At 68.2% G+C, this 17543-nt stretch carries 19 protein-coding genes and 1 riboswitch; of the genes, 17 read left to right on the plus strand and 2 right to left on the minus strand.

Annotated elements, in window-relative coordinates; translation table 11 throughout:
• Positions 1-9 precede the first annotated feature (9 nt).
• A complete protein-coding gene (locus BBJ41_RS11770) occupies positions 10-786 on the minus strand; it encodes an SDR family NAD(P)-dependent oxidoreductase (protein ID WP_069746546.1) in 777 nt (258 codons plus the stop codon).
• Complete coding sequence (locus BBJ41_RS11775) at positions 783-2552, minus strand: ABC transporter ATP-binding protein/permease (RefSeq protein WP_069746547.1); 1770 nt, start codon at positions 2550-2552, stop codon at positions 783-785. Before BBJ41_RS11775 ends, BBJ41_RS11770 begins: the two co-directional genes overlap by 4 nt.
• 271 nt (positions 2553-2823) lie before the next feature.
• Positions 2824-2947, plus strand: a riboswitch (TPP riboswitch).
• 228 nt (positions 2948-3175) lie between these two features.
• On the opposite strand from BBJ41_RS11775, the gene BBJ41_RS11780 reads away from it, so the two are divergent.
• From BBJ41_RS11780 to hisC, 17 genes are all read left to right on the plus strand, one after another.
• Positions 3176-4312 (plus strand): FAD-dependent oxidoreductase, encoded by a 1137-nt coding sequence (locus BBJ41_RS11780; protein WP_069746548.1) that lies wholly within the window; start codon positions 3176-3178, stop codon positions 4310-4312.
• Between the two features lie 32 nt (positions 4313-4344).
• Positions 4345-4542, plus strand: coding sequence for a sulfur carrier protein ThiS (thiS, locus tag BBJ41_RS11785; RefSeq protein ID WP_027783340.1), 198 nt, complete (start codon positions 4345-4347; stop codon positions 4540-4542).
• Positions 4543-4580: 38 nt separating this feature from the next.
• Positions 4581-5396 (plus strand): thiazole synthase, encoded by an 816-nt coding sequence (locus BBJ41_RS11790; RefSeq protein WP_034183640.1) that lies wholly within the window; start codon positions 4581-4583, stop codon positions 5394-5396.
• A complete protein-coding gene (gene thiE / locus BBJ41_RS11795) occupies positions 5393-6517 on the plus strand; it encodes a thiamine phosphate synthase (RefSeq protein ID WP_069746549.1) in 1125 nt (374 codons plus the stop codon). The genes BBJ41_RS11790 and thiE overlap by 4 nt, the downstream gene beginning before the upstream one ends.
• A gap of 84 nt (positions 6518-6601) precedes the next feature.
• On the plus strand, positions 6602-7423 hold the full coding sequence (locus BBJ41_RS11800) for an ABC transporter ATP-binding protein (protein WP_006477138.1): 822 nt from the start codon (positions 6602-6604) through the stop codon (positions 7421-7423).
• A complete protein-coding gene (gene mlaE, locus BBJ41_RS11805) occupies positions 7420-8187 on the plus strand; it encodes a lipid asymmetry maintenance ABC transporter permease subunit MlaE (RefSeq protein WP_069746550.1) in 768 nt (255 codons plus the stop codon). The genes BBJ41_RS11800 and mlaE overlap by 4 nt, the downstream gene beginning before the upstream one ends.
• A gap of 24 nt (positions 8188-8211) precedes the next feature.
• Complete coding sequence (mlaD, locus tag BBJ41_RS11810) at positions 8212-8763, plus strand: outer membrane lipid asymmetry maintenance protein MlaD (protein ID WP_069746551.1); 552 nt, start codon at positions 8212-8214, stop codon at positions 8761-8763.
• A 31-nt stretch (positions 8764-8794) separates the two neighbouring features.
• Positions 8795-9733, plus strand: coding sequence for an MlaA family lipoprotein (locus tag BBJ41_RS11815; RefSeq protein WP_069747670.1), 939 nt, complete (start codon positions 8795-8797; stop codon positions 9731-9733).
• Between the two features lie 111 nt (positions 9734-9844).
• Positions 9845-10474 (plus strand): MlaC/ttg2D family ABC transporter substrate-binding protein, encoded by a 630-nt coding sequence (locus BBJ41_RS11820; RefSeq protein ID WP_069747671.1) that lies wholly within the window; start codon positions 9845-9847, stop codon positions 10472-10474.
• Positions 10471-10746: an STAS domain-containing protein gene (locus BBJ41_RS11825; protein ID WP_069746552.1), complete on the plus strand. Its 276-nt coding sequence runs from the start codon at positions 10471-10473 to the stop codon at positions 10744-10746. The genes BBJ41_RS11820 and BBJ41_RS11825 overlap by 4 nt, the downstream gene beginning before the upstream one ends.
• Before the next feature lie 192 nt (positions 10747-10938).
• On the plus strand, positions 10939-11865 hold the full coding sequence (locus BBJ41_RS11830) for an ABC transporter ATP-binding protein (RefSeq protein WP_069746553.1): 927 nt from the start codon (positions 10939-10941) through the stop codon (positions 11863-11865).
• Entirely contained in the window at positions 11862-12617 is a 756-nt protein-coding gene (locus BBJ41_RS11835; RefSeq protein ID WP_069746554.1) for an ABC transporter permease, read from the plus strand. The genes BBJ41_RS11830 and BBJ41_RS11835 overlap by 4 nt, the downstream gene beginning before the upstream one ends.
• Before the next feature lie 51 nt (positions 12618-12668).
• Entirely contained in the window at positions 12669-12908 is a 240-nt protein-coding gene (locus BBJ41_RS11840) for a BolA family protein (protein WP_069746555.1), read from the plus strand.
• Between the two features lie 14 nt (positions 12909-12922).
• Positions 12923-14272, plus strand: coding sequence for a UDP-N-acetylglucosamine 1-carboxyvinyltransferase (gene murA / locus BBJ41_RS11845; RefSeq protein ID WP_069746556.1), 1350 nt, complete (start codon positions 12923-12925; stop codon positions 14270-14272).
• Positions 14269-14922, plus strand: coding sequence for an ATP phosphoribosyltransferase (gene hisG / locus BBJ41_RS11850; protein ID WP_069746557.1), 654 nt, complete (start codon positions 14269-14271; stop codon positions 14920-14922). The genes murA and hisG overlap by 4 nt, the downstream gene beginning before the upstream one ends.
• Positions 14923-14946: 24 nt before the next feature.
• A complete protein-coding gene (gene hisD, locus BBJ41_RS11855) occupies positions 14947-16263 on the plus strand; it encodes a histidinol dehydrogenase (protein WP_069746558.1) in 1317 nt (438 codons plus the stop codon).
• Positions 16264-16412: 149 nt separating this feature from the next.
• Positions 16413-17486: a histidinol-phosphate transaminase gene (gene hisC / locus BBJ41_RS11860; protein WP_069746559.1), complete on the plus strand. Its 1074-nt coding sequence runs from the start codon at positions 16413-16415 to the stop codon at positions 17484-17486.
• The last annotated feature ends 57 nt before the right edge of the window (positions 17487-17543 follow it).

Here is a 17543-nt window from a genome sequence, read left to right on the forward strand (position 1 = left end):
GCGCTCGATTCAGAGCGTCAGGCCGCCGTCGACGTGGATCACCTGCCCGGTGATGTGCCGTGCGGCATCCGACAGCAGGAACTCAATCAAGGCGGCGACGTCGTCGGGTTCGGCGATCCGGCCGAGCGGCGTCGCCTGTTCGGCCTGCGCCCATGCGGCGGCGTTGCCGGCGCTCGGCCCCTGATCCTTGCGCGTGAAGCCGGGCGCGACCGCGTTGACGGTGATGCCGCGCGCGGCGAATTCGACGGCTGCGGTGCGCACCAGCGATTCGAGCGCGGCCTTCGCGGCGGCGGTGGCTGCGAACGGCGCGTCGGCGCGGTAGCGGTGTGCGACGAACGAACTGACCGCGACGATCCTCGGTGCGGCCGATGCGTCGAGCAGCGGCCGCGCGCGGCCCGCGAGCGCGGAGAACGCGCCCGGCATCGCCGCGAAGGCGGACGCGAGCGCATCCGCGGAAAGGTCGGAAAAGGCTTGCCGCGCGGCGAAGCCGGCGTTCGCGACGAGATGATCGAGGCCGCCGAAGCGCGTCGCGGTTGCGTCGACGAGCGCGGCGGCAACGCCCGGTTCGGCGAGATCGCCGGTGAGCGTGATGCATTCCGCGCCGGCCGCCGTGCACGCGCGCGCGACTTCGCCGAGCCGGGCCCGCGCCGCATCGTCCGCGCCGCGCGCGTGCAGCGCGAGCGCGATGCCGGGCGCCGCGAGCCGCCGCGCGAGCGCCGCGCCGATCCCCGAGCCTGCGCCGGTGATCAGCGCGATGCGCCCGATCTGCGCGGCGCGTGCGTTCACGCGGCGACCTTGTCGCTGTTGTTCACGCGCTCGACGTTGATCGTGCCGACGTGGAACGCGGCCAGCGACTCGCGGTGCGCGATGCTGACGATCGCGGCCTTCGGCAGCCGTTCGGCGAACAGGTGGTAGAGCCGTGCTTCGTTGTCGGCGTCGAGCGCGCTTGTCGCTTCGTCGAGGAACAGGAAGTCGGGCTTGTGCAGCAGCACGCGTGCGCCGGCAAGGCGCTGCTGTTCGCCCGGCGACAGCACGCGCGTCCAGTGCGCGGTCTCGTCGAGGCGCGCGGCGTAGTCTTCGAGGCGGCAGGCGCGCAGCGCGTCGCGGCAGGCATCGTCGCTGAACGCGTCGGGCGTCGACGGATAGGTGAGCGCGGCCTTCAGCGTGCCGATCGGCAGGTAGCTCGTCTGCGGCACGAACATCATCCGCGCGCCGACCGGCGCGTCGATCGCGCCGTCGCCGAACGGCCACAGGCCCGCGAGCGCGCGCATGAACGTGCTCTTGCCGGAACCCGACTTGCCGATCACGAGCCAGCGCGAGCCGGGCTCGATCGTGACGTTGCCGATGTTCGCGAGCGCGTTGCCGTTCGGCAGCGCGAGCTTGAGCGACGACGTCGACAGCTTCGCGCCGTCGGTGTAGTGCAGGTTGATGCCGCCGTGCTCGGTTGCGGGCGACAGGCTTTCCTTCAGGTGCGACGTGCCCATCACGCGCTTGAATTCGCGCAGACGGTTGACGGTCGCGCGCCATTCGACGAGGGTCGAGTAGCTGTTGATGAACCACGAGAACGAATCGCTGACGGTGCCGAACGCGGACGAGATCTGCATCAGCACGCCGAACGAGAAGGCGCCCGCGAAATAGCGCGGCGCGGCGACGACGAGCGGGAAGATGATCGCGATCTGCCCGTAGAAGCTCAGCACGAACGTGAGCCGCTTCGTGTACTTCATCACGCGCCACCAGTTGTCGCGGATGCGCATGAAGAGGTTTTGCGCGTTGCCGGTCTCGGTTTTCTCGCCGTCGTAGAACGCGATCTGCTCGGCGTTCTCGCGCACGCGGATCAGCCCGAAGCGGAAATCGGCCTCGACGCGCTGCTGCTGGTAGTTGATCGAGACGAGCGGATGGCCGACCTTCTGGATGATCAGCGAGCCGACCACCGCGTACAGCGCGGCCGCCCACACCATGTAGCCGGGAATCGTGATCGGCGTCGCGCCGAGCGAGACCGTCAGCGCGCCGGCGAGCGACCACAGGATCGTGATGAACGACACGAGCGTGACGACCGTCGACAGCAGGTCGAGCGACAGCGCGAGCGTGGTCGTCGCGAACGACTGGAGGTCATCGGTGATCCGCTGGTCGGGGTTGTCGGCGAGGCGGTCGCGTTCGATCCGGTAGAACGCGCGATCGCCGAGCCACTGGCCGAGAAAACGGTCGGTGAGCCACTGGCGCCAGCGGAAGCCGAGCATCTGCCGCAGGTAGCGGCCGTACACGGCGAGGATGATGAACGCGAACGCCAGCGCGGAGAACTGCATCAGCAGGTGCGGGAAGTCGTGAACGTCCTTCGACTGCAGCGCGTTGTAGAACTCGGCGTTCCACTTGTTCAGCCGGACGTTGATCCAGACGACGCAGAGGTTGATCGCGATGATCGTGACGAGCAGTCCCCACGCGATTTTCCATTCGGACGATACCCAGTAGGGCTTGATGAGGCTCCATGCGGATACCGGGCGCTCGTCCTGCGGCGCGTCGGAGGCGGAGCGGACGGGATCGATCGATTGGGTCATGTGCTTCCTGATGAGTAGCCGGCGCGCGGGCCGGGCGAAACCGGGCGCGCGCCGCGATACGGCAAGCCGGAACGAAGCGCCGACTGACGGCGGGCGTCCGGATGGTCGCCCGCGCGTCTTAAACGGCACTTAAAGGCCGGCGGTGACGCGGCAACCGGCCGCTCGCGCGGGCCGGCCTGCGGGCATTGTGCCAGAGCGGCACGGCACGACGGCGAATTTGCCGCACGGGGGACAGTTTGCGGCGCTTTCCGCTTTTATGGTCTAATGGCCGACGACGAAACAGGGGTGCTTTGCAGGCAACCGGCGGGATGTTCCGCACGGCGCGGCGAGGCTGAGAAAGACCCTTCGCACCCGATCCGGGTAATACCGGCGAGGGAAGTTTCTGATCCCGCCGGGCCGCGCTGGCCGCCATCCCACATGGTCAGCGCCCGAGTCCCGCCCGGCCGGCCTTTGCTGCCGGTTTCGTCCTTTTGGGTACGCGCATTGCGCGTTACGGAAGGAATGATGACCGCACAATCTTCAGTCTTTTGCATGATTCCCGGCCCGATGCCGCGTGCTTTTGCACGGGGCGGCGCGCGCGCGTCGACATTCGTCGCGCGTGCGGTTCGCGGGGAGGGTGCGCGATGAACGCCCAGGATTCCCGGCCCGATTTCGCGGTGCTCGGCGGCGGCCTCGTCGGCCGCCTGATCGCGTGGCGGCTCGCGGGCGACGGGCATCGCGTCGCGCTCTACGAGCGCGGCGGCCCGGACGGCGAGCAGTCGGCCGCGTGGATCGCGGCCGCGATGCTCGCGCCGCTCGCGGAAGCGGCGAGCGCCGAGCTGCTGATCACCGAGCTTGGCGCCGCGTCGCTCGCGCGCTGGCCGCAGTGGCTCGCAGAGCTGCCCGAACCCGTTTTCTTCCAGCATCACGGCACGCTCGTCGTGTGGCATCACGCGGACCGCGCGGAGGCGCCGCTGTTCGAGCGGCGCGTGCGCGCGAACGCACCGGCCGGACTGTTCGACGGCGGTTTCGTCACGCTCGCCGGCGCGCAGGTCGACGCGGCTGAGCCCGCGCTCGCGGGCCGCTTCGCACGCGGCCTGCTGCTGCCGCGCGAAGGCCAGCTCGACAATCGTCAGGCGCTGCACGCGCTCGCGGCGGGCCTCGCCGAACGCGGCGTCGACCTGCACTGGCACGTGACGATCGACGATGCGAACCTGCCGGATGCCCACTTCACGATCGATTGCCGCGGGCTCGGCGCGAAACCCGCGCTGCCCGCGTTGCGCGGCATCCGCGGCGAAGTCGCGCGCGTGCATGCGCCTGGCATCGGGCTCACGCGGCCCGTGCGGCTGTTGCATCCGCGCTACCCGCTGTATATCGCGCCGAAGCAGGACGATCTCTATGTGATCGGCGCGACCGAAGTGGAGGGCGAGGACATGTCGCCCGTCAGCGTGCGCTCCGCGCTGGAACTGCTGAGCGCGGCGTTCTCCGTGCATCCGGCGTTCGGCGAGGCGCGCATTCTCGAACTCAATGCGCACTGCCGGCCGACGCTGCCCGATCATCGCCCGGCGGTGATCTGGGACGGCGCGTCGACGCTCGCCGTCAACGGCCTGTACCGGCACGGCTTCATGATCGCGCCGGAAGTCGCGCACGCAGCGGCGACGTTCGCGCAAGCCGCGCTCGGCGGCGCGTTCGGCGATGCCGACGCGTTCGCCGCGTGGCGCGACGCCGCGCGCTGGCCGACGCTCCTTCATCACCGCAACGACGCGCGCCAGCCGGCCTGACGCGCGCCGCCGACCGAATCCGACGAAGCCTCATGGATATCCAGATCAATCAACAGACCCTGACGCTGCCCGATGGCGCGACCGTGGCCGACGCGCTCGCCGCGTACGGCGCGCGTCCGCCGTACGCGGTCGCGCTGAACGGCAACTTCGTCGCGCGCACGCAGCATGCGGCGCGTGCGCTCGCGGCGGGCGACAAGCTCGACGTCGTGCACCCCGTCGCGGGCGGCTGAGCGCCGCCGGTTCGTCCCCGCTCTTCCAGGAAAACGACATGACGTCCCTCACATCCGCCGACGCGCTCACGCTGTACGGCGAAACCTTTGCAAGCCGCGTGCTGCTCGGCACATCGCGCTATCCGTCGCTGCAGTCGCTGTCCGATTCGATCGCCGCGTCGCGCCCCGGGATGGTGACGGTCGCGCTGCGCCGCCAGATGACGGGCGGTACGGCCGAAGCCGGCTTCTTCGACCTGCTCAAGCGCCACGCGGTGCCGCTGTTGCCGAACACGGCCGGCTGCCAGACCGTCGCCGAGGCCGTGACGACCGCGCACATGGCGCGCGAGGTATTCGGCACCGACTGGATCAAGCTCGAACTGATCGGCGACGACTACACGCTGCAGCCCGACCCGGTCGGGTTGATCGAGGCCGCCGCGCAACTGGTGAAGGACGGCTTCAAGGTGCTGCCGTACTGCACCGAGGATCTCGTGATCGGCCGGCGCCTGCTCGACGTCGGCTGCGAGGCGCTGATGCCGTGGGGGGCGCCGATCGGCACCGGCAAGGGCGTCGTGAACCCGTACGGCTTGCGCGTGCTGCGCGAGCGGCTGCCCGACGTGCCGCTGATCGTCGATGCGGGGCTCGGCGTGCCGTCGCACGCGTGCCAGGTGATGGAGTGGGGCTTCGACGGCGTGCTGCTGAACACGGCCGTGTCGCAAGCCACGCACCCCGAGATCATGGCGCGTGCCTTTGCGCAGGGCGTCGAGGCTGGCCGTGCCGCGTATCTCGCCGGTCCGATGGACGCGCGCGAGACCGCGCATGCGAGCACGCCGGTCGTCGGGATGCCGTTCTGGCACCAGGACGGAGGCGGCGCATGAGCGCGCGTTTCGCAGAAGCGTTCTGGCCGCCGGCCGACGAACTGGCCGAAGCGGCCGAACGGATTCGCGCGCGGCTCGGCGACTGGCCGGGCGGCGCCGCGCCGTGGCGGCTCTGCGTGGCGGCGCCCGACGCGCCGGCCGCTGGCGATGTGCTGATCGTGTCGGCCGGAGACCACATCGCGCAAGCGCGGGCGTCGGCCGTGTCGCGGCCTGCGTCGCCGGACGCGGTCGCGATCGAATTCGACGAGCAGGGCGCGGTGCTGCATGCGGCGGGCGCGCGCTACGCGCTCGAAGCCGCGCATCCGCTCGCGGACGACTGGATCGCGGCGCTCGCTGCGTTCCTCGATTGCGGTTTTGAGCCGATCGACGCGCTGGTGCTCGCGCTCGCATGGCGCGACGGCGACGAAACACGCGCCGCCGACGCGTGGCCGGTCGACGCCGCGAGGTTTCCGCGCGTCGCCGGGTTGCCGGCCGCGCCCGAGCCGGCGTTCCCGCCATGCCCCGCGCAACTCGGCCTGTATCCGGTCGTGCCGGACGCCGAATGGGTCGAACGCGTGCTCGATTGCGGCGCGCGAACCGTGCAGCTGCGCGTGAAAGGCGCGACGCCGGACGTGTTGCGCCGGGAAATCGCACGCGCGGTCGCGGCAGGGCGGCGTTATCCCGATGCACGCGTGTTCATCAACGATCACTGGCAGATCGCCGCAGATGAGGGTGCGTACGGCGTTCATCTGGGTCAGGAGGATCTCGAAACGGCCGATCTGGCCGCGATCGCGCGCGCGGGCCTGCGGCTCGGACTTTCGAGCCATGGTTATTACGAGATGTTGCGGGCGCTGCACGAGCGCCCGAGCTACCTCGCGCTCGGCCCCGTGTATGCAACCGCGACCAAGGCTGTCGCCGCGCCGCCACAGGGCCTCGCGCGGATTGCCCGCTATGCGCGCTTCGCGCGCGCGCGGGCGCCGCTCGTCGCGATCGGCGGCGTGGGGCTCGACGCGCTGCCGGACGTACTGGCGACGGGCGTCGGCAGCGTTGCGGTGGTCAGTGCGGTGACGGGCGCAGCCGACTATCGGACTGCGCTTATTGCGTTGCAGCAATGTTTTCCCGGACAATTTGACAATCATTGACCGCAGGGCCCGGAACGGCGTCACGACATCATTCCAATGCAGGCCCTATAATTCGGCGTTCTGCGTAAAAGGACTGTCAGCTCCGTGAGCCCCACTCCTACCGAGACACTGCTGGAACTTCGCGACGTCGACTTTGGCTACGGCGACCGCCTCGTCCTGTCCAACCTGAACCTGCGTTTCGGGCGCGGGCAGGTCGTCGCGGTCATGGGCGGGTCGGGTTGCGGCAAGACGACCGTGCTGCGCCTGATCGGCGGCCTCGTGCGCGCGCGCCGCGGCCAGGTGCTATTCGACGGCGCCGATGTCGGCGCGCAAACGCGCGACGGCCTGTACGCGCTGCGCCGCAAGATGGGCATGCTGTTCCAGTTCGGCGCGTTGTTCACCGACATGTCGGTGTTCGAGAACGTCGCGTTCGCGCTGCGCGAGCATACCGACCTGCCCGAAGACCTGATCCGCGATCTGGTGCTGATGAAGCTCAACGCGGTCGGGCTGCGCGGCGCCCGCGACCTGATGCCGTCCGAGGTGTCGGGCGGGATGGCGCGCCGCATCGCGCTCGCGCGCGCGATCGCGCTCGATCCGCAGCTCATCATGTACGACGAGCCGTTCGCCGGCCTCGACCCGATCTCGCTCGGCATCACCGCCAACCTGATCCGCACGCTGAACCAGGCGCTCGGCGCGACGTCGATCCTCGTCACGCACGACGTGCCGGAGTCGTTCGCGATCGCCGATTACGTGTATTTTCTGGCCAACGGCGGCGTGCTCGCGCAGGGTACGCCCGACGAGCTGCGCGCGTCGACCGATCCGAGCGTGCGGCAGTTCATCGACGGCGCGCCGGACGGCCCGTTCAAATTTCATTACACGAGCCCGCCGCTCGCAGCGGATTTCGGGCTCGGCGGAGGGCGCGCATGATCAGCGCGATCGGACGTTACGTCATCGGCGGTCTCGAACGCGCGGGCTACGGCACGCGCCTGTTCGTGCGCCTCGTGCTGGAATTTTTCCCGCTGCTGCGCCGGCCGCGGCTCGTCACGAAGCAGATCCACTTCCTCGGCAACTATTCGTTCGTGATCATTGCCGTGTCGGGGCTGTTCGTCGGCTTCGTGCTCGGCCTGCAGGGGTATTACACGCTGAACCGCTATGGTTCCGAGCAGGCGCTCGGCCTGCTGGTCGCGCTGTCGCTGGTGCGCGAGCTCGGGCCGGTCGTCACCGCGCTGCTGTTCGCGGGCCGCGCGGGCACGTCGCTCACGGCCGAGATCGGCCTGATGAAGGCCGGCGAGCAGCTCACCGCGCTCGAGATGATGGCGGTGGACCCGATCAAGACGGTGATCGCGCCGCGCATGTGGGCGGGCATCATCGCGATGCCGCTGCTGGCTGCAATCTTCAACGCGGTCGGCGTGCTCGGCGGCTACTTCGTGGGCGTCGTGCTGATCGGCGTCGATCCGGGCGCGTTCTGGTCGCAGATGCAGGGCGGGGTCCAGGTCTGGGCCGACGTCGGCAACGGCGTGCTGAAGAGCATCGTGTTCGGGTTCGCCGTGACCTTCATTGCGCTGTATCAGGGGTATGAAGCGAAGCCCACGCCCGAAGGCGTGTCGCGCGCGACCACCAAGACGGTCGTGTTCGCGTCGCTCGCCGTACTCGGCCTCGATTTCCTGCTGACCGCGCTGATGTTCAGCTAAGCCTCAGCCAAGCCAAATTTTGGAATGACGATGAAAAAGACTGCTCTCGACTTCTGGGTCGGCCTGTTCGTGGTGGTGGGCTTCCTTGCGGTGCTGTTCCTGGCGCTGAAGGTCGGCAACATGAGCTCGCTGTCGTTTCAGCCGACCTACTCGGTCCGGATGAAATTCGACAATATCGGCGGGCTGAAGCCGCGCGCGGCGGTGAAGAGTGCGGGCGTCGTGGTCGGCCGCGTGAAGACGGTCGGTTTCGACACGAATACCTACCAGGCGCTGGTGACGATCGATATCGACGGCCAGTACCCGTTCCCGAAAGATTCGTCGGCGAAGATCCTGACGTCGGGCCTGCTCGGCGAGCAGTACATCGGCCTCGAGCCGGGCGGCGACACTGAAATGCTGAAGGCAGGCGATACGATCACGATGACGCAATCCGCGATCGTGCTCGAGAACCTGATCGGCCAGTTCCTGTACAGCAAGGCGGCCGACGCGGGCGGTGCGAAGCCGGCAGCCGGCGCGTCGGCTGCGCCCGCACCGGTGGCGGTGCCGGCGTCCGCCGTGTCGGGCTCGGCAGCCCAATAACCACACGAGAGAATAGAAGAGGGTAATGACCATGCAGACGATCCGCATCAGGCACGCCGTGCTGGCAGTGGCGGCAGTCGCCGCGTTGAGCGGCTGCGCGACCGTGCAGACGCCGACCAAGGGCGATCCGCTCGAAGGCTTCAACCGGACGATGTACAAGTTCAACGACACGGTCGACACGTATGCGCTGAAGCCGGTCGCGAAGGGCTACCAGTACGTCGTGCCGCAGCCGGTGCGCGACAGCGTCACGAACTTCTTCTCGAACATCGGCGATGTCTACGTCGCGGCGAACAACATCGTGCAGCTGCGGATCGCGGACGGTGTCGGCGACATCATGCGCGTCGTGATCAACACGGTGTTCGGCGTCGGCGGCCTGTTCGACGTCGCGACGATCGCGAAGCTGCCGAAGCACACGGCCGACTTCGGGGTGACGATGGGCCGCTACGGCGTGCCGTCGGGCCCGTATCTCGTGCTGCCGCTGCTCGGCCCGAGCACGCTGCGCGACACGGCCGGCCTCGGCGTCGACTACGTCGGCAACCCGCTCACCTACGTGAAGCCGGACGGCGTGAGCTGGGGGCTGTTCGGCGTGAACCTCGTCAACACGCGCTCGAACCTGCTCGGCGCGGGCGACGTGCTGGATGCTGCGGCACTCGACAAGTACTCGTTCGTGCGCAACGCGTACCTGCAGCGCCGCCAGATGCTGATCAGCAACGCGCGCGGCGAAGCCGCCGCGACGTCGAGCAACGATGCGCTGCCGAAGTACGACCTGCCGGACGACGGCGCGGCGCCGGCGGCAGCCGGCACGGCGGGTGCAGCGGCGCCGGCCGGTGCTTCGGGCGCGGCGGTGGCTGCGCCGGCATCGGGTACGGCCGAATCGCCGAATCCGGCCAGCGAAACGAACGTGCCGGCGATGCAGGTGGCGCCGCCGTCGCCGGGCGGATTCCGCTTCCCGAGCATCCGCCTGCACTGACGATTTACATTCGTTACAGCCGGAAACGATTCAGTCGGTAGCCCACGCGAACTTGCGCGTAAGCTACCGGCTCCAACCTTCGCATCGACTCATTCCATGCAGGTCACTATGATGAAAAAACTGTTCCTGATCCCCGTTTTCGCGGCGCTGTTCTCGTTCGGCAGCGCAGCTCACGCGCAAGTCGACCAGTCGAACCCGCAGGCACTGATCAAGACGGCGACGCAGCAGGTGCTCGACGAAGTCAAGGCGCAGACGATCAAGCAAGGCGACACCAATCGCATCATCACGATCGTCAACAAGGACATCCTGCCGTACACCGATTTCCGCCGCACCACGCAGCTCGCGATGGGCCGCAACTGGCGCACGGCGACGGCCGAGCAGCAGCAACAGGTTCAGGAGCAGTTCAAGCTGCTGCTGATCCGCACGTATTCGGGTGCGCTCGCGCAGCTGAAGCCGGACCAGCAGATCCAGTACCCGCCGTTCCGCGCGGACCCGGCCGATACCGATGTCGTGGTCAAGACGGTCGCGATGAACAACGGCCAGCCGGTCCAGATCGATTACCGCCTGTACAAGACGGCGAACGGCTGGAAGGTGTATGACCTGAACGTGCTCGGCGCGTGGCTGATCCAGACGTACCAGCAGCAGTTCAACGAGAAGATCCAGCAAAGCGGCGTGGACGGCCTGATCCAGTTCCTGACGCAGCGCAACCAGCAACTTGCCGCGGGCAAGCAGGCGTCGTGAGCGGCTTCGAAGCAGGCTCCTCGCTGACCGTCGCGAGCGCGAAGTCCGCGCTCGCGGACGGTCTTGCGCGCATCGGCGCGGGTGCGACCGCCGTCGATTGCGCGGCGCTGACGCAGTTCGACTCGTCCGCGCTCGCCGTGCTGCTCGCATGGCAACGCGCCGCCAAAGCGCGCGGCGCAGCCCTCGATATCCTCAATCTCCCCCCGAAGCTCGCCAGCCTCGCGCGCGCCTACGGCGTCGACGCGCTCATCGAAGGCACCGGGCGACATTGACCCTGTCCGACCGGAGCCTGCCGCGCCAGCCGGCGCGCGCAAGCTTCAGGCCGCGCGCCTCCGGCGTCGGCTTCACCAGCCGGTTTGCCCTATAATCAAGCGTTTTGCGGGGCAGTCAATCGGCGTCCGGCCCCCATTTTCTTTCGCAGCAAGCACAGAATAGGCGTCGCGGCCCTTGCGTCGCGCACAGTCATGTCAGCCATAGAAATCCGTCACGTCAAGAAGCGCTACAAGTCGCTTCAGGCGCTCAAGGGCGTCAGCCTGTCGGTCGAGGAAGGCGAGTTTTTCGGTCTGCTCGGCCCCAACGGCGCAGGCAAGACCACGCTCATCAGTATCCTCGCCGGGCTCGCCCGGGCCGACGAAGGCAGTATCTCGGTGCGCGGCCACGACGTCGTCAAGGACTTCCGTGGTGCGCGTCGCGCACTCGGCGTCGTGCCGCAGGAGCTTGTTTTCGACCCGTTCTTCACCGTCCGCGAGACGCTGCGGATCCAGTCCGGCTATTTCGGGCTGCGTCGCAACGACGACTGGATCGACGAGGTGATGGCCAATCTCGATCTCACCGAGAAGGCCGACGCGAACATGCGCGCGCTGTCGGGCGGGATGAAGCGCCGCGTGCTCGTCGCGCAGGCGCTCGTGCACCGGCCGCCCGTGATCGTGCTCGACGAGCCGACCGCCGGCGTCGACGTCGAACTGCGCCAGACGCTGTGGAAATTCATTTCGCGCCTGAACCGCGAGGGTCACACGATCGTGCTGACCACCCATTACCTCGAGGAAGCCGAGTCTCTGTGCGATCGCATCGCGATGCTGCGCCGTGGCGAAGTGGTCGCGCTCGATCGCACCGACGCGCTGCTGCGCCGCTTCGCGGGGCTGCAGCTCTACCTGCGCCTGGCGACGGGCGCGTTGCCGGCCGAGCTGCGCGGGCTGGAGACCGATCCGGCCGCGCGCGCGCCGGGCGAGCACCTGCTGCGCCTGTCCAGCTACGACGATGTCGAACGCATCCTCGCGCAATGCCGCGCGGCGGGCTGCACGTTCGACGAGATCGAGGTTCGCAAGGCCGACCTCGAGGATGTGTTCGTCCAGGTGATGAACGGGGCAGACGTCATCGAGGGATTGGCATGAGCGGGTTTCAAACGCTGTTCTACAAGGAACTGCTGCGTTTCTGGAAGGTGTCGTTCCAGACGGTGTGCGCACCGATCGTCACGGCGCTGCTGTATCTGACGATCTTCGGCCACGCGCTGTCGGGCCGCGTCGAGGTGTATCCGGGCGTCGAGTACGTGAGCTTCCTCGTGCCGGGCCTCGTGATGATGAGCGTGCTGCAGAACGCGTTCGCGAACAGCTCGTCGTCGCTGATCCAGTCGAAGATCACCGGCAACCTGGTGTTCATGCTGCTGCCGCCGCTGTCGTACCGCGACATCTTCGGCGCGTACGTGCTCGCGTCCGTCGTGCGTGGGCTCGCGGTCGGCACGGGCGTGTTCGTCGTGACGATCTGGTTCATCCCGATGCACTTCGCGGCGCCGCTGTTCATCATCGCGTTCGCGTTGCTCGGCTCGGCGATCCTCGGCACGCTTGGCCTGATCGCCGGGATCTGGGCCGAGAAATTCGACCAGCTCGCCGCATTCCAGAACTTCCTGATCATGCCGCTGACGTTCCTGTCCGGCGTGTTCTATTCGACGCACTCGCTGCCGCCCGTGTGGCGCGAGATCTCGCGTCTCAATCCGTTTTTCTACATGATCGACGGCTTTCGTTACGGGTTCTTCGGCGCGTCCGACATCAACCCGTTCGCGAGCCTTGCGATCGTCACCGGTTTCTTCGTGCTGCTCGCGGTGGTCGCGATGCGGCTGCTCGCGACCGGCTACAAACTGCGTCATTGATATCGACAGGCAGCGGCCGCCGCGGGCGGCGCGCGCCGACAGGAGCCTTACATGTTGCCGACTCCCGAACAGGTCAAGCAATACATCGCCGGCGGTCTCGCCTGCACTCATCTGGAAGTCGAAGGCGACGGCCAGCATTTCTTTGCGACGATCGTGTCCGAGGCCTTCGAAGGCAAGCGGCCGATCCAGCGGCATCAGCTCGTCTATGCGGCGCTCGGCGATCGCATGAAACAGGAAATTCACGCGCTCAGCATGAAGACGCTGACGCCCGCCGAATGGCAGAACGCATAACCGGAAATCACTGAGTGCAAGTCACCGTCAACGAGCGCGACGCCGTCCAGAGCGTCGCCACGGCACACCCGGCCGCCAACGGGGAATCGCAGGGACAGGGGATGGACAAGCTCGTGATCGAGGGCGGCCGCCGCCTGTCCGGCGAGATCGTCGTGTCGGGCGCGAAGAACGCCGCACTGCCGATCCTCTGCGCGGGGCTGCTCACCGCCGATCCGGTCGATCTCGACAACGTGCCGAACCTCAAGGACGTGCGCACGACGCTGAAGGTGCTGAACCAGATGGGCGTGAAGAGCGAGACCGACGGCTGCCGCGTGCAGCTCGACGCGTCGCGCGTCGACAACCTCGTTGCGCCGTACGAGCTCGTGAAGACGATGCGCGCGTCGATCCTCGTGCTCGGGCCGCTGCTCGCGCGCTTCGGCGAGGCGAAGGTATCGCTGCCGGGCGGCTGCGCGATCGGCGCGCGTCCGGTCGACCAGCACATCAAGGGCCTGCAGGCGATGGGCGCCGAGATCAGCATCGAGCACGGCTTCATCGAAGCGCGCGCGAAGCGCCTGAAGGGCGCGCGCATCGTGACCGACATGATCACGGTGACGGGGACGGAAAACCTGCTGATGGCCGCGACGCTCGCGGACGGCGAAACGGTGATCGAGAACGCCGCGCGCGAGCCGGAAGTGAGCGATCTCGCACACTTGCTGGTCGCGATGGGTGCGAAAATCGACGGCATCGGCACCGACCGCCTCGTGATCCAGGGCGTCGAGCGGCTGCACGGCGCGCGCCATTCGGTGATTCCCGACCGCATCGAGGCCGGCACGTTCCTGTGCGCGGTCGCGGCGGCGGGCGGCGACGTGAGGCTGACGGGCGTGCGCCCGCACATTCTCGACGCGGTGATCGACAAGCTGCGCGAAGCCGGCGTGTCGATCGAGGAAGGCGACACCTGGCTGCGCGTGAAAATGGACCGCCGGCCGTCGGCGGTGACGATCCGCACCTCGGAATACCCGGCGTTCCCGACCGACATGCAGGCGCAGTTCATGGCCCTCAATACGGTCGCGACCGGCACCGCGCAGGTCGTCGAGACGATCTTCGAGAACCGCTTCATGCACGTGCAGGAGCTGAACCGGCTCGGCGCGAACATCACGATCGACGGCAATACGGCGCTCGTGACCGGCGTCGAGAAACTGTCGGGCGCGAACGTGATGGCGACCGACCTGCGCGCGTCGGCGAGCCTCGTGATCGCCGGGCTGCGCGCCGACGGCGAAACGCTCGTCGACCGCATCTATCACCTGGACCGCGGCTACGACCGCATGGAAGCCAAACTGACCGCCGTCGGCGCGAACGTGCGCCGCCTTTCCGGGAGCCAAGCATGACCGCGCCGCTGACCCTCGCCCTGTCGAAGGGCCGGATTTTCGAGGAAACCCTGCCGTTGCTGGCCGCCGCCGGCGTGCAGGTGACCGAGGATCCGGAAACGTCGCGCAAGCTGATCCTGCCGACGACGAACCCGGACCTGCGCGTGATCATCGTGCGCGCGAGCGACGTGCCGACCTATGTCGAATACGGCGCGGCCGATTTCGGCGTGGCCGGCAAGGACGTGCTGGTCGAGCACGGCGGCTCGGGCCTGTATCAGCCGATCGATCTGAACATTGCACGCTGCCGGATGTCGGTGGCCGTGTCGGCCGGCTTCGACTACGCGAGCGCCGTGCGCCAGGGCGCGCGCCTGCGGGTCGCGACCAAGTACGTCGAAACGGCGCGCGAGCACTTCGCCGCGAAGGGCGTGCACGTCGACCTGATCAAGCTGTACGGCTCGATGGAACTGGCGCCGCTGGTCGGGCTGGCCGACGCGATCGTCGACCTCGTCAGCTCGGGCGGCACGCTGAAAGCGAACAATCTGGTCGAGGTCGAAGAGATCATGGCGATCTCGTCGCGCCTCGTCGTGAACCAGGCCGCGCTGAAGTTGAAGCGCGCGGCGCTCAAGCCGATCCTCGACGCGTTCGAACGCGCGTCGCAGAATGGCAATTGAGCGCATCACCGTAACGGAACTCTCATGGCCATCACCATCCGCAAACTCGATTCGACGAGCGAAGGCTTCGGCGCCGCGCTGCGCGCGGTACTCGCATTCGAGGCGAGCGAAGACGAGGCGATCGAGCAATCGGTCGCGCAGATTCTCGCCGACGTGAAGTCGCGCGGCGACGCCGCGGTGCTCGAGTACACGAACCGTTTCGACCGGCTGAACGCAGGCAGCGTCGCCGCGCTCGAACTGCCGCAGGATGCGCTGCAGACGGCGCTCGACGGCCTCGCGCCGAAAGCGCGCGCGGCGCTGGAAGCGGCCGCGGCGCGCGTGCGGGCGTACCACGAGAAGCAGAAGATCGAGTGCGGCACCCATAGCTGGCAGTACACGGAAAGCGACGGCACGGTGCTCGGCCAGAAGGTCACGCCGCTCGACCGCGTCGGCCTGTACGTGCCGGGCGGCAAGGCCGCGTATCCGTCGTCGGTGCTGATGAACGCGATTCCCGCGCGCGTCGCGGGCGTCGGCGAGATCGTGATGGTCGTGCCGACGCCGGACGGCGTGAAGAACGACCTCGTGCTCGCCGCGGCGCTGCTCGGCGGCGTCGATCGCGTGTTCACGATCGGCGGCGCGCAGGCGGTCGGCGCGCTGGCGTACGGCACGGCGACGGTGCCGGCCGTCGACAAGATCTGCGGGCCCGGCAATGCGTACGTCGCATCGGCGAAGCGCCGCGTGTTCGGCACGGTCGGCATCGACATGATCGCGGGCCCGTCGGAAATCCTCGTGCTGTGCGACGGCACGACCGATCCGAACTGGGTCGCGATGGACCTGTTCTCGCAGGCGGAGCACGACGAACTCGCGCAGTCGATCCTGCTGTGCCCGGACGGCGCGTTCCTCGATCGCGTCGAAAAGGCGATCGACGAGCTGCTGCCGTCGATGCCGCGCCAGGACGTGATCCGCGCGTCGCTCGAAGGCCGCGGCGCGCTGATCAAGGTGCGCGACATGGCCGAGGCATGCCGGATCGCGAACGACATCGCGCCCGAGCACCTCGAGATTTCGGCGCTGGAGCCGCAGCAATGGGGCCAGCAGATCCGCCACGCGGGCGCGATCTTCCTCGGCCGCTACACGAGCGAGAGCCTCGGCGACTACTGCGCGGGCCCGAACCATGTGCTGCCGACGTCGCGCACCGCGCGCTTCTCGTCGCCGCTCGGCGTGTACGACTTCATCAAGCGTTCGAGCGTGATCGAGGTCAGCGCCGAAGGCGCGCAGACGCTCGGCGAGATCGCGTCCGAGCTCGCGTACGGCGAGGGGCTGCAGGCGCACGCGAGGAGCGCCGAGTTCCGGATGAGGGGCTGACCGCACGCGTGATGCGGGACCGGGGCAGGCGCAGACGACGTGCCGGCTCCGGCGGATACCCCGAAGCCGGGGCTGGAGACACGCGCAGGGCGGCAGCCGCCGCCTTGCGGATCATTTGACGCCGGCGCGACGCACGCCGGCTTGAGACCATGACGACGCCACAAGACATCATCCGCCGCGACGTGCTCGCGATGACGAGCTACCCGGTGCCGGACGCAAGCGGGTTCGTGAAGCTCGACGCGATGGAGAACCCGTACCCGCTGCCCGAACCGCTCGCCGAAGCGCTCGGCGAGCGCCTCGCGCAGGTCGCGCTGAACCGCTACCCGGCGCCGCGCCCGGCCGCGCTGCTCGACAAGCTGCGCCACGCGATGGGCGTGCCGGCGGCCTGCGACGTGCTGCTCGGCAACGGGTCGGACGAAATCATCAGCATGATGTCGGTCGCGTGCGCGCAGCCGGGCGCAAAGGTGCTCGCACCGGTGCCGGGCTTCGTGATGTACGAACTGTCCGCGAAGCTCGCGCAGCTCGAATTCGTCGGCGTGCCGTTGAAGGCCGACCTGACGCTCGACGTCGACGCGATGCTCGCGGCGATCGCCGAGCACCGTCCGGCGCTCGTCTATCTCGCCTACCCGAACAACCCGACCGGCACGCTGTACGACGATGCCGACGTCGAACGGATCATCGCGGCCGCGCGCCACAGCCTGATCGTGATCGACGAGGCGTACCAGCCGTTCGCCGAACGCTCGTGGCTGCCGCGCGCCGCCGAATTCGACAACGTCGTCGTGATGCGCACGGTGTCGAAGCTCGGCCTCGCGGGCATCCGTCTCGGTTATCTGGTCGGGCTGCCCGCGTGGCTGACCGAATTCGACAAGGTGCGCCCGCCGTACAACATCAACGTGCTGACCCAGGCGACCGCCGATTTCCTGCTCGACCACCTCGACGTGCTCGACGCGCAGGCGGCCGAACTGCGAGCGGAACGCACGCGCCTTGCCCAGGCCGTGGCCGCGCTGCCGGGCGCGACGGTGTTCCCGAGCGCCGGCAATTTCCTGCTGGTGCGCGTGCCTGAAGCGGCTGCGGTGTTCGACGCGCTGCTCACCGAGCGGGTGCTGGTCAAAAACGTGAGTAAAATGCATCCATTGCTGGCCGAATGCGTGCGGCTGACCGTCGGTTCTCCCGATGAAAACGCCCGCCTGCTGGCCGCCTTGAAACTCGCGCTGCCCGGTTGAGCCCAGGGCGCGGCGGCGCGCGACGATCAATCCCCATTTACATCAGACTCAATCAAG

Origin of the sequence: Burkholderia stabilis, from assembly GCF_001742165.1 — a bacterium.
In the GTDB taxonomy this organism is placed as follows: domain Bacteria; phylum Pseudomonadota; class Gammaproteobacteria; order Burkholderiales; family Burkholderiaceae; genus Burkholderia; species Burkholderia stabilis.

Coding starts and splice junctions, on each gene's coding strand:
- BBJ41_RS11840 (WP_069746555.1), top strand. CDS start 12,669: ATGTTGCCGACTCCCGAACAGGTCAAGCAATACATCGCCGGCGGTCTC.
- hisD (WP_069746558.1), top strand. CDS start 14,947: ATGGCCATCACCATCCGCAAACTCGATTCGACGAGCGAAGGCTTCGGC.
- mlaD (WP_069746551.1), top strand. CDS start 8,212: ATGACGATGAAAAAGACTGCTCTCGACTTCTGGGTCGGCCTGTTCGTG.
- BBJ41_RS11820 (WP_069747671.1), top strand. CDS start 9,845: ATGAAAAAACTGTTCCTGATCCCCGTTTTCGCGGCGCTGTTCTCGTTC.
- BBJ41_RS11790 (WP_034183640.1), top strand. CDS start 4,581: ATGACGTCCCTCACATCCGCCGACGCGCTCACGCTGTACGGCGAAACC.
- BBJ41_RS11775 (WP_069746547.1), bottom strand. CDS start 2,552: ATGACCCAATCGATCGATCCCGTCCGCTCCGCCTCCGACGCGCCGCAG.
- BBJ41_RS11815 (WP_069747670.1), top strand. CDS start 8,795: ATGCAGACGATCCGCATCAGGCACGCCGTGCTGGCAGTGGCGGCAGTC.
- thiS (WP_027783340.1), top strand. CDS start 4,345: ATGGATATCCAGATCAATCAACAGACCCTGACGCTGCCCGATGGCGCG.
- hisC (WP_069746559.1), top strand. CDS start 16,413: ATGACGACGCCACAAGACATCATCCGCCGCGACGTGCTCGCGATGACG.
- mlaE (WP_069746550.1), top strand. CDS start 7,420: ATGATCAGCGCGATCGGACGTTACGTCATCGGCGGTCTCGAACGCGCG.
- hisG (WP_069746557.1), top strand. CDS start 14,269: ATGACCGCGCCGCTGACCCTCGCCCTGTCGAAGGGCCGGATTTTCGAG.
- BBJ41_RS11835 (WP_069746554.1), top strand. CDS start 11,862: ATGAGCGGGTTTCAAACGCTGTTCTACAAGGAACTGCTGCGTTTCTGG.
- BBJ41_RS11780 (WP_069746548.1), top strand. CDS start 3,176: ATGAACGCCCAGGATTCCCGGCCCGATTTCGCGGTGCTCGGCGGCGGC.
- thiE (WP_069746549.1), top strand. CDS start 5,393: ATGAGCGCGCGTTTCGCAGAAGCGTTCTGGCCGCCGGCCGACGAACTG.
- BBJ41_RS11830 (WP_069746553.1), top strand. CDS start 10,939: ATGTCAGCCATAGAAATCCGTCACGTCAAGAAGCGCTACAAGTCGCTT.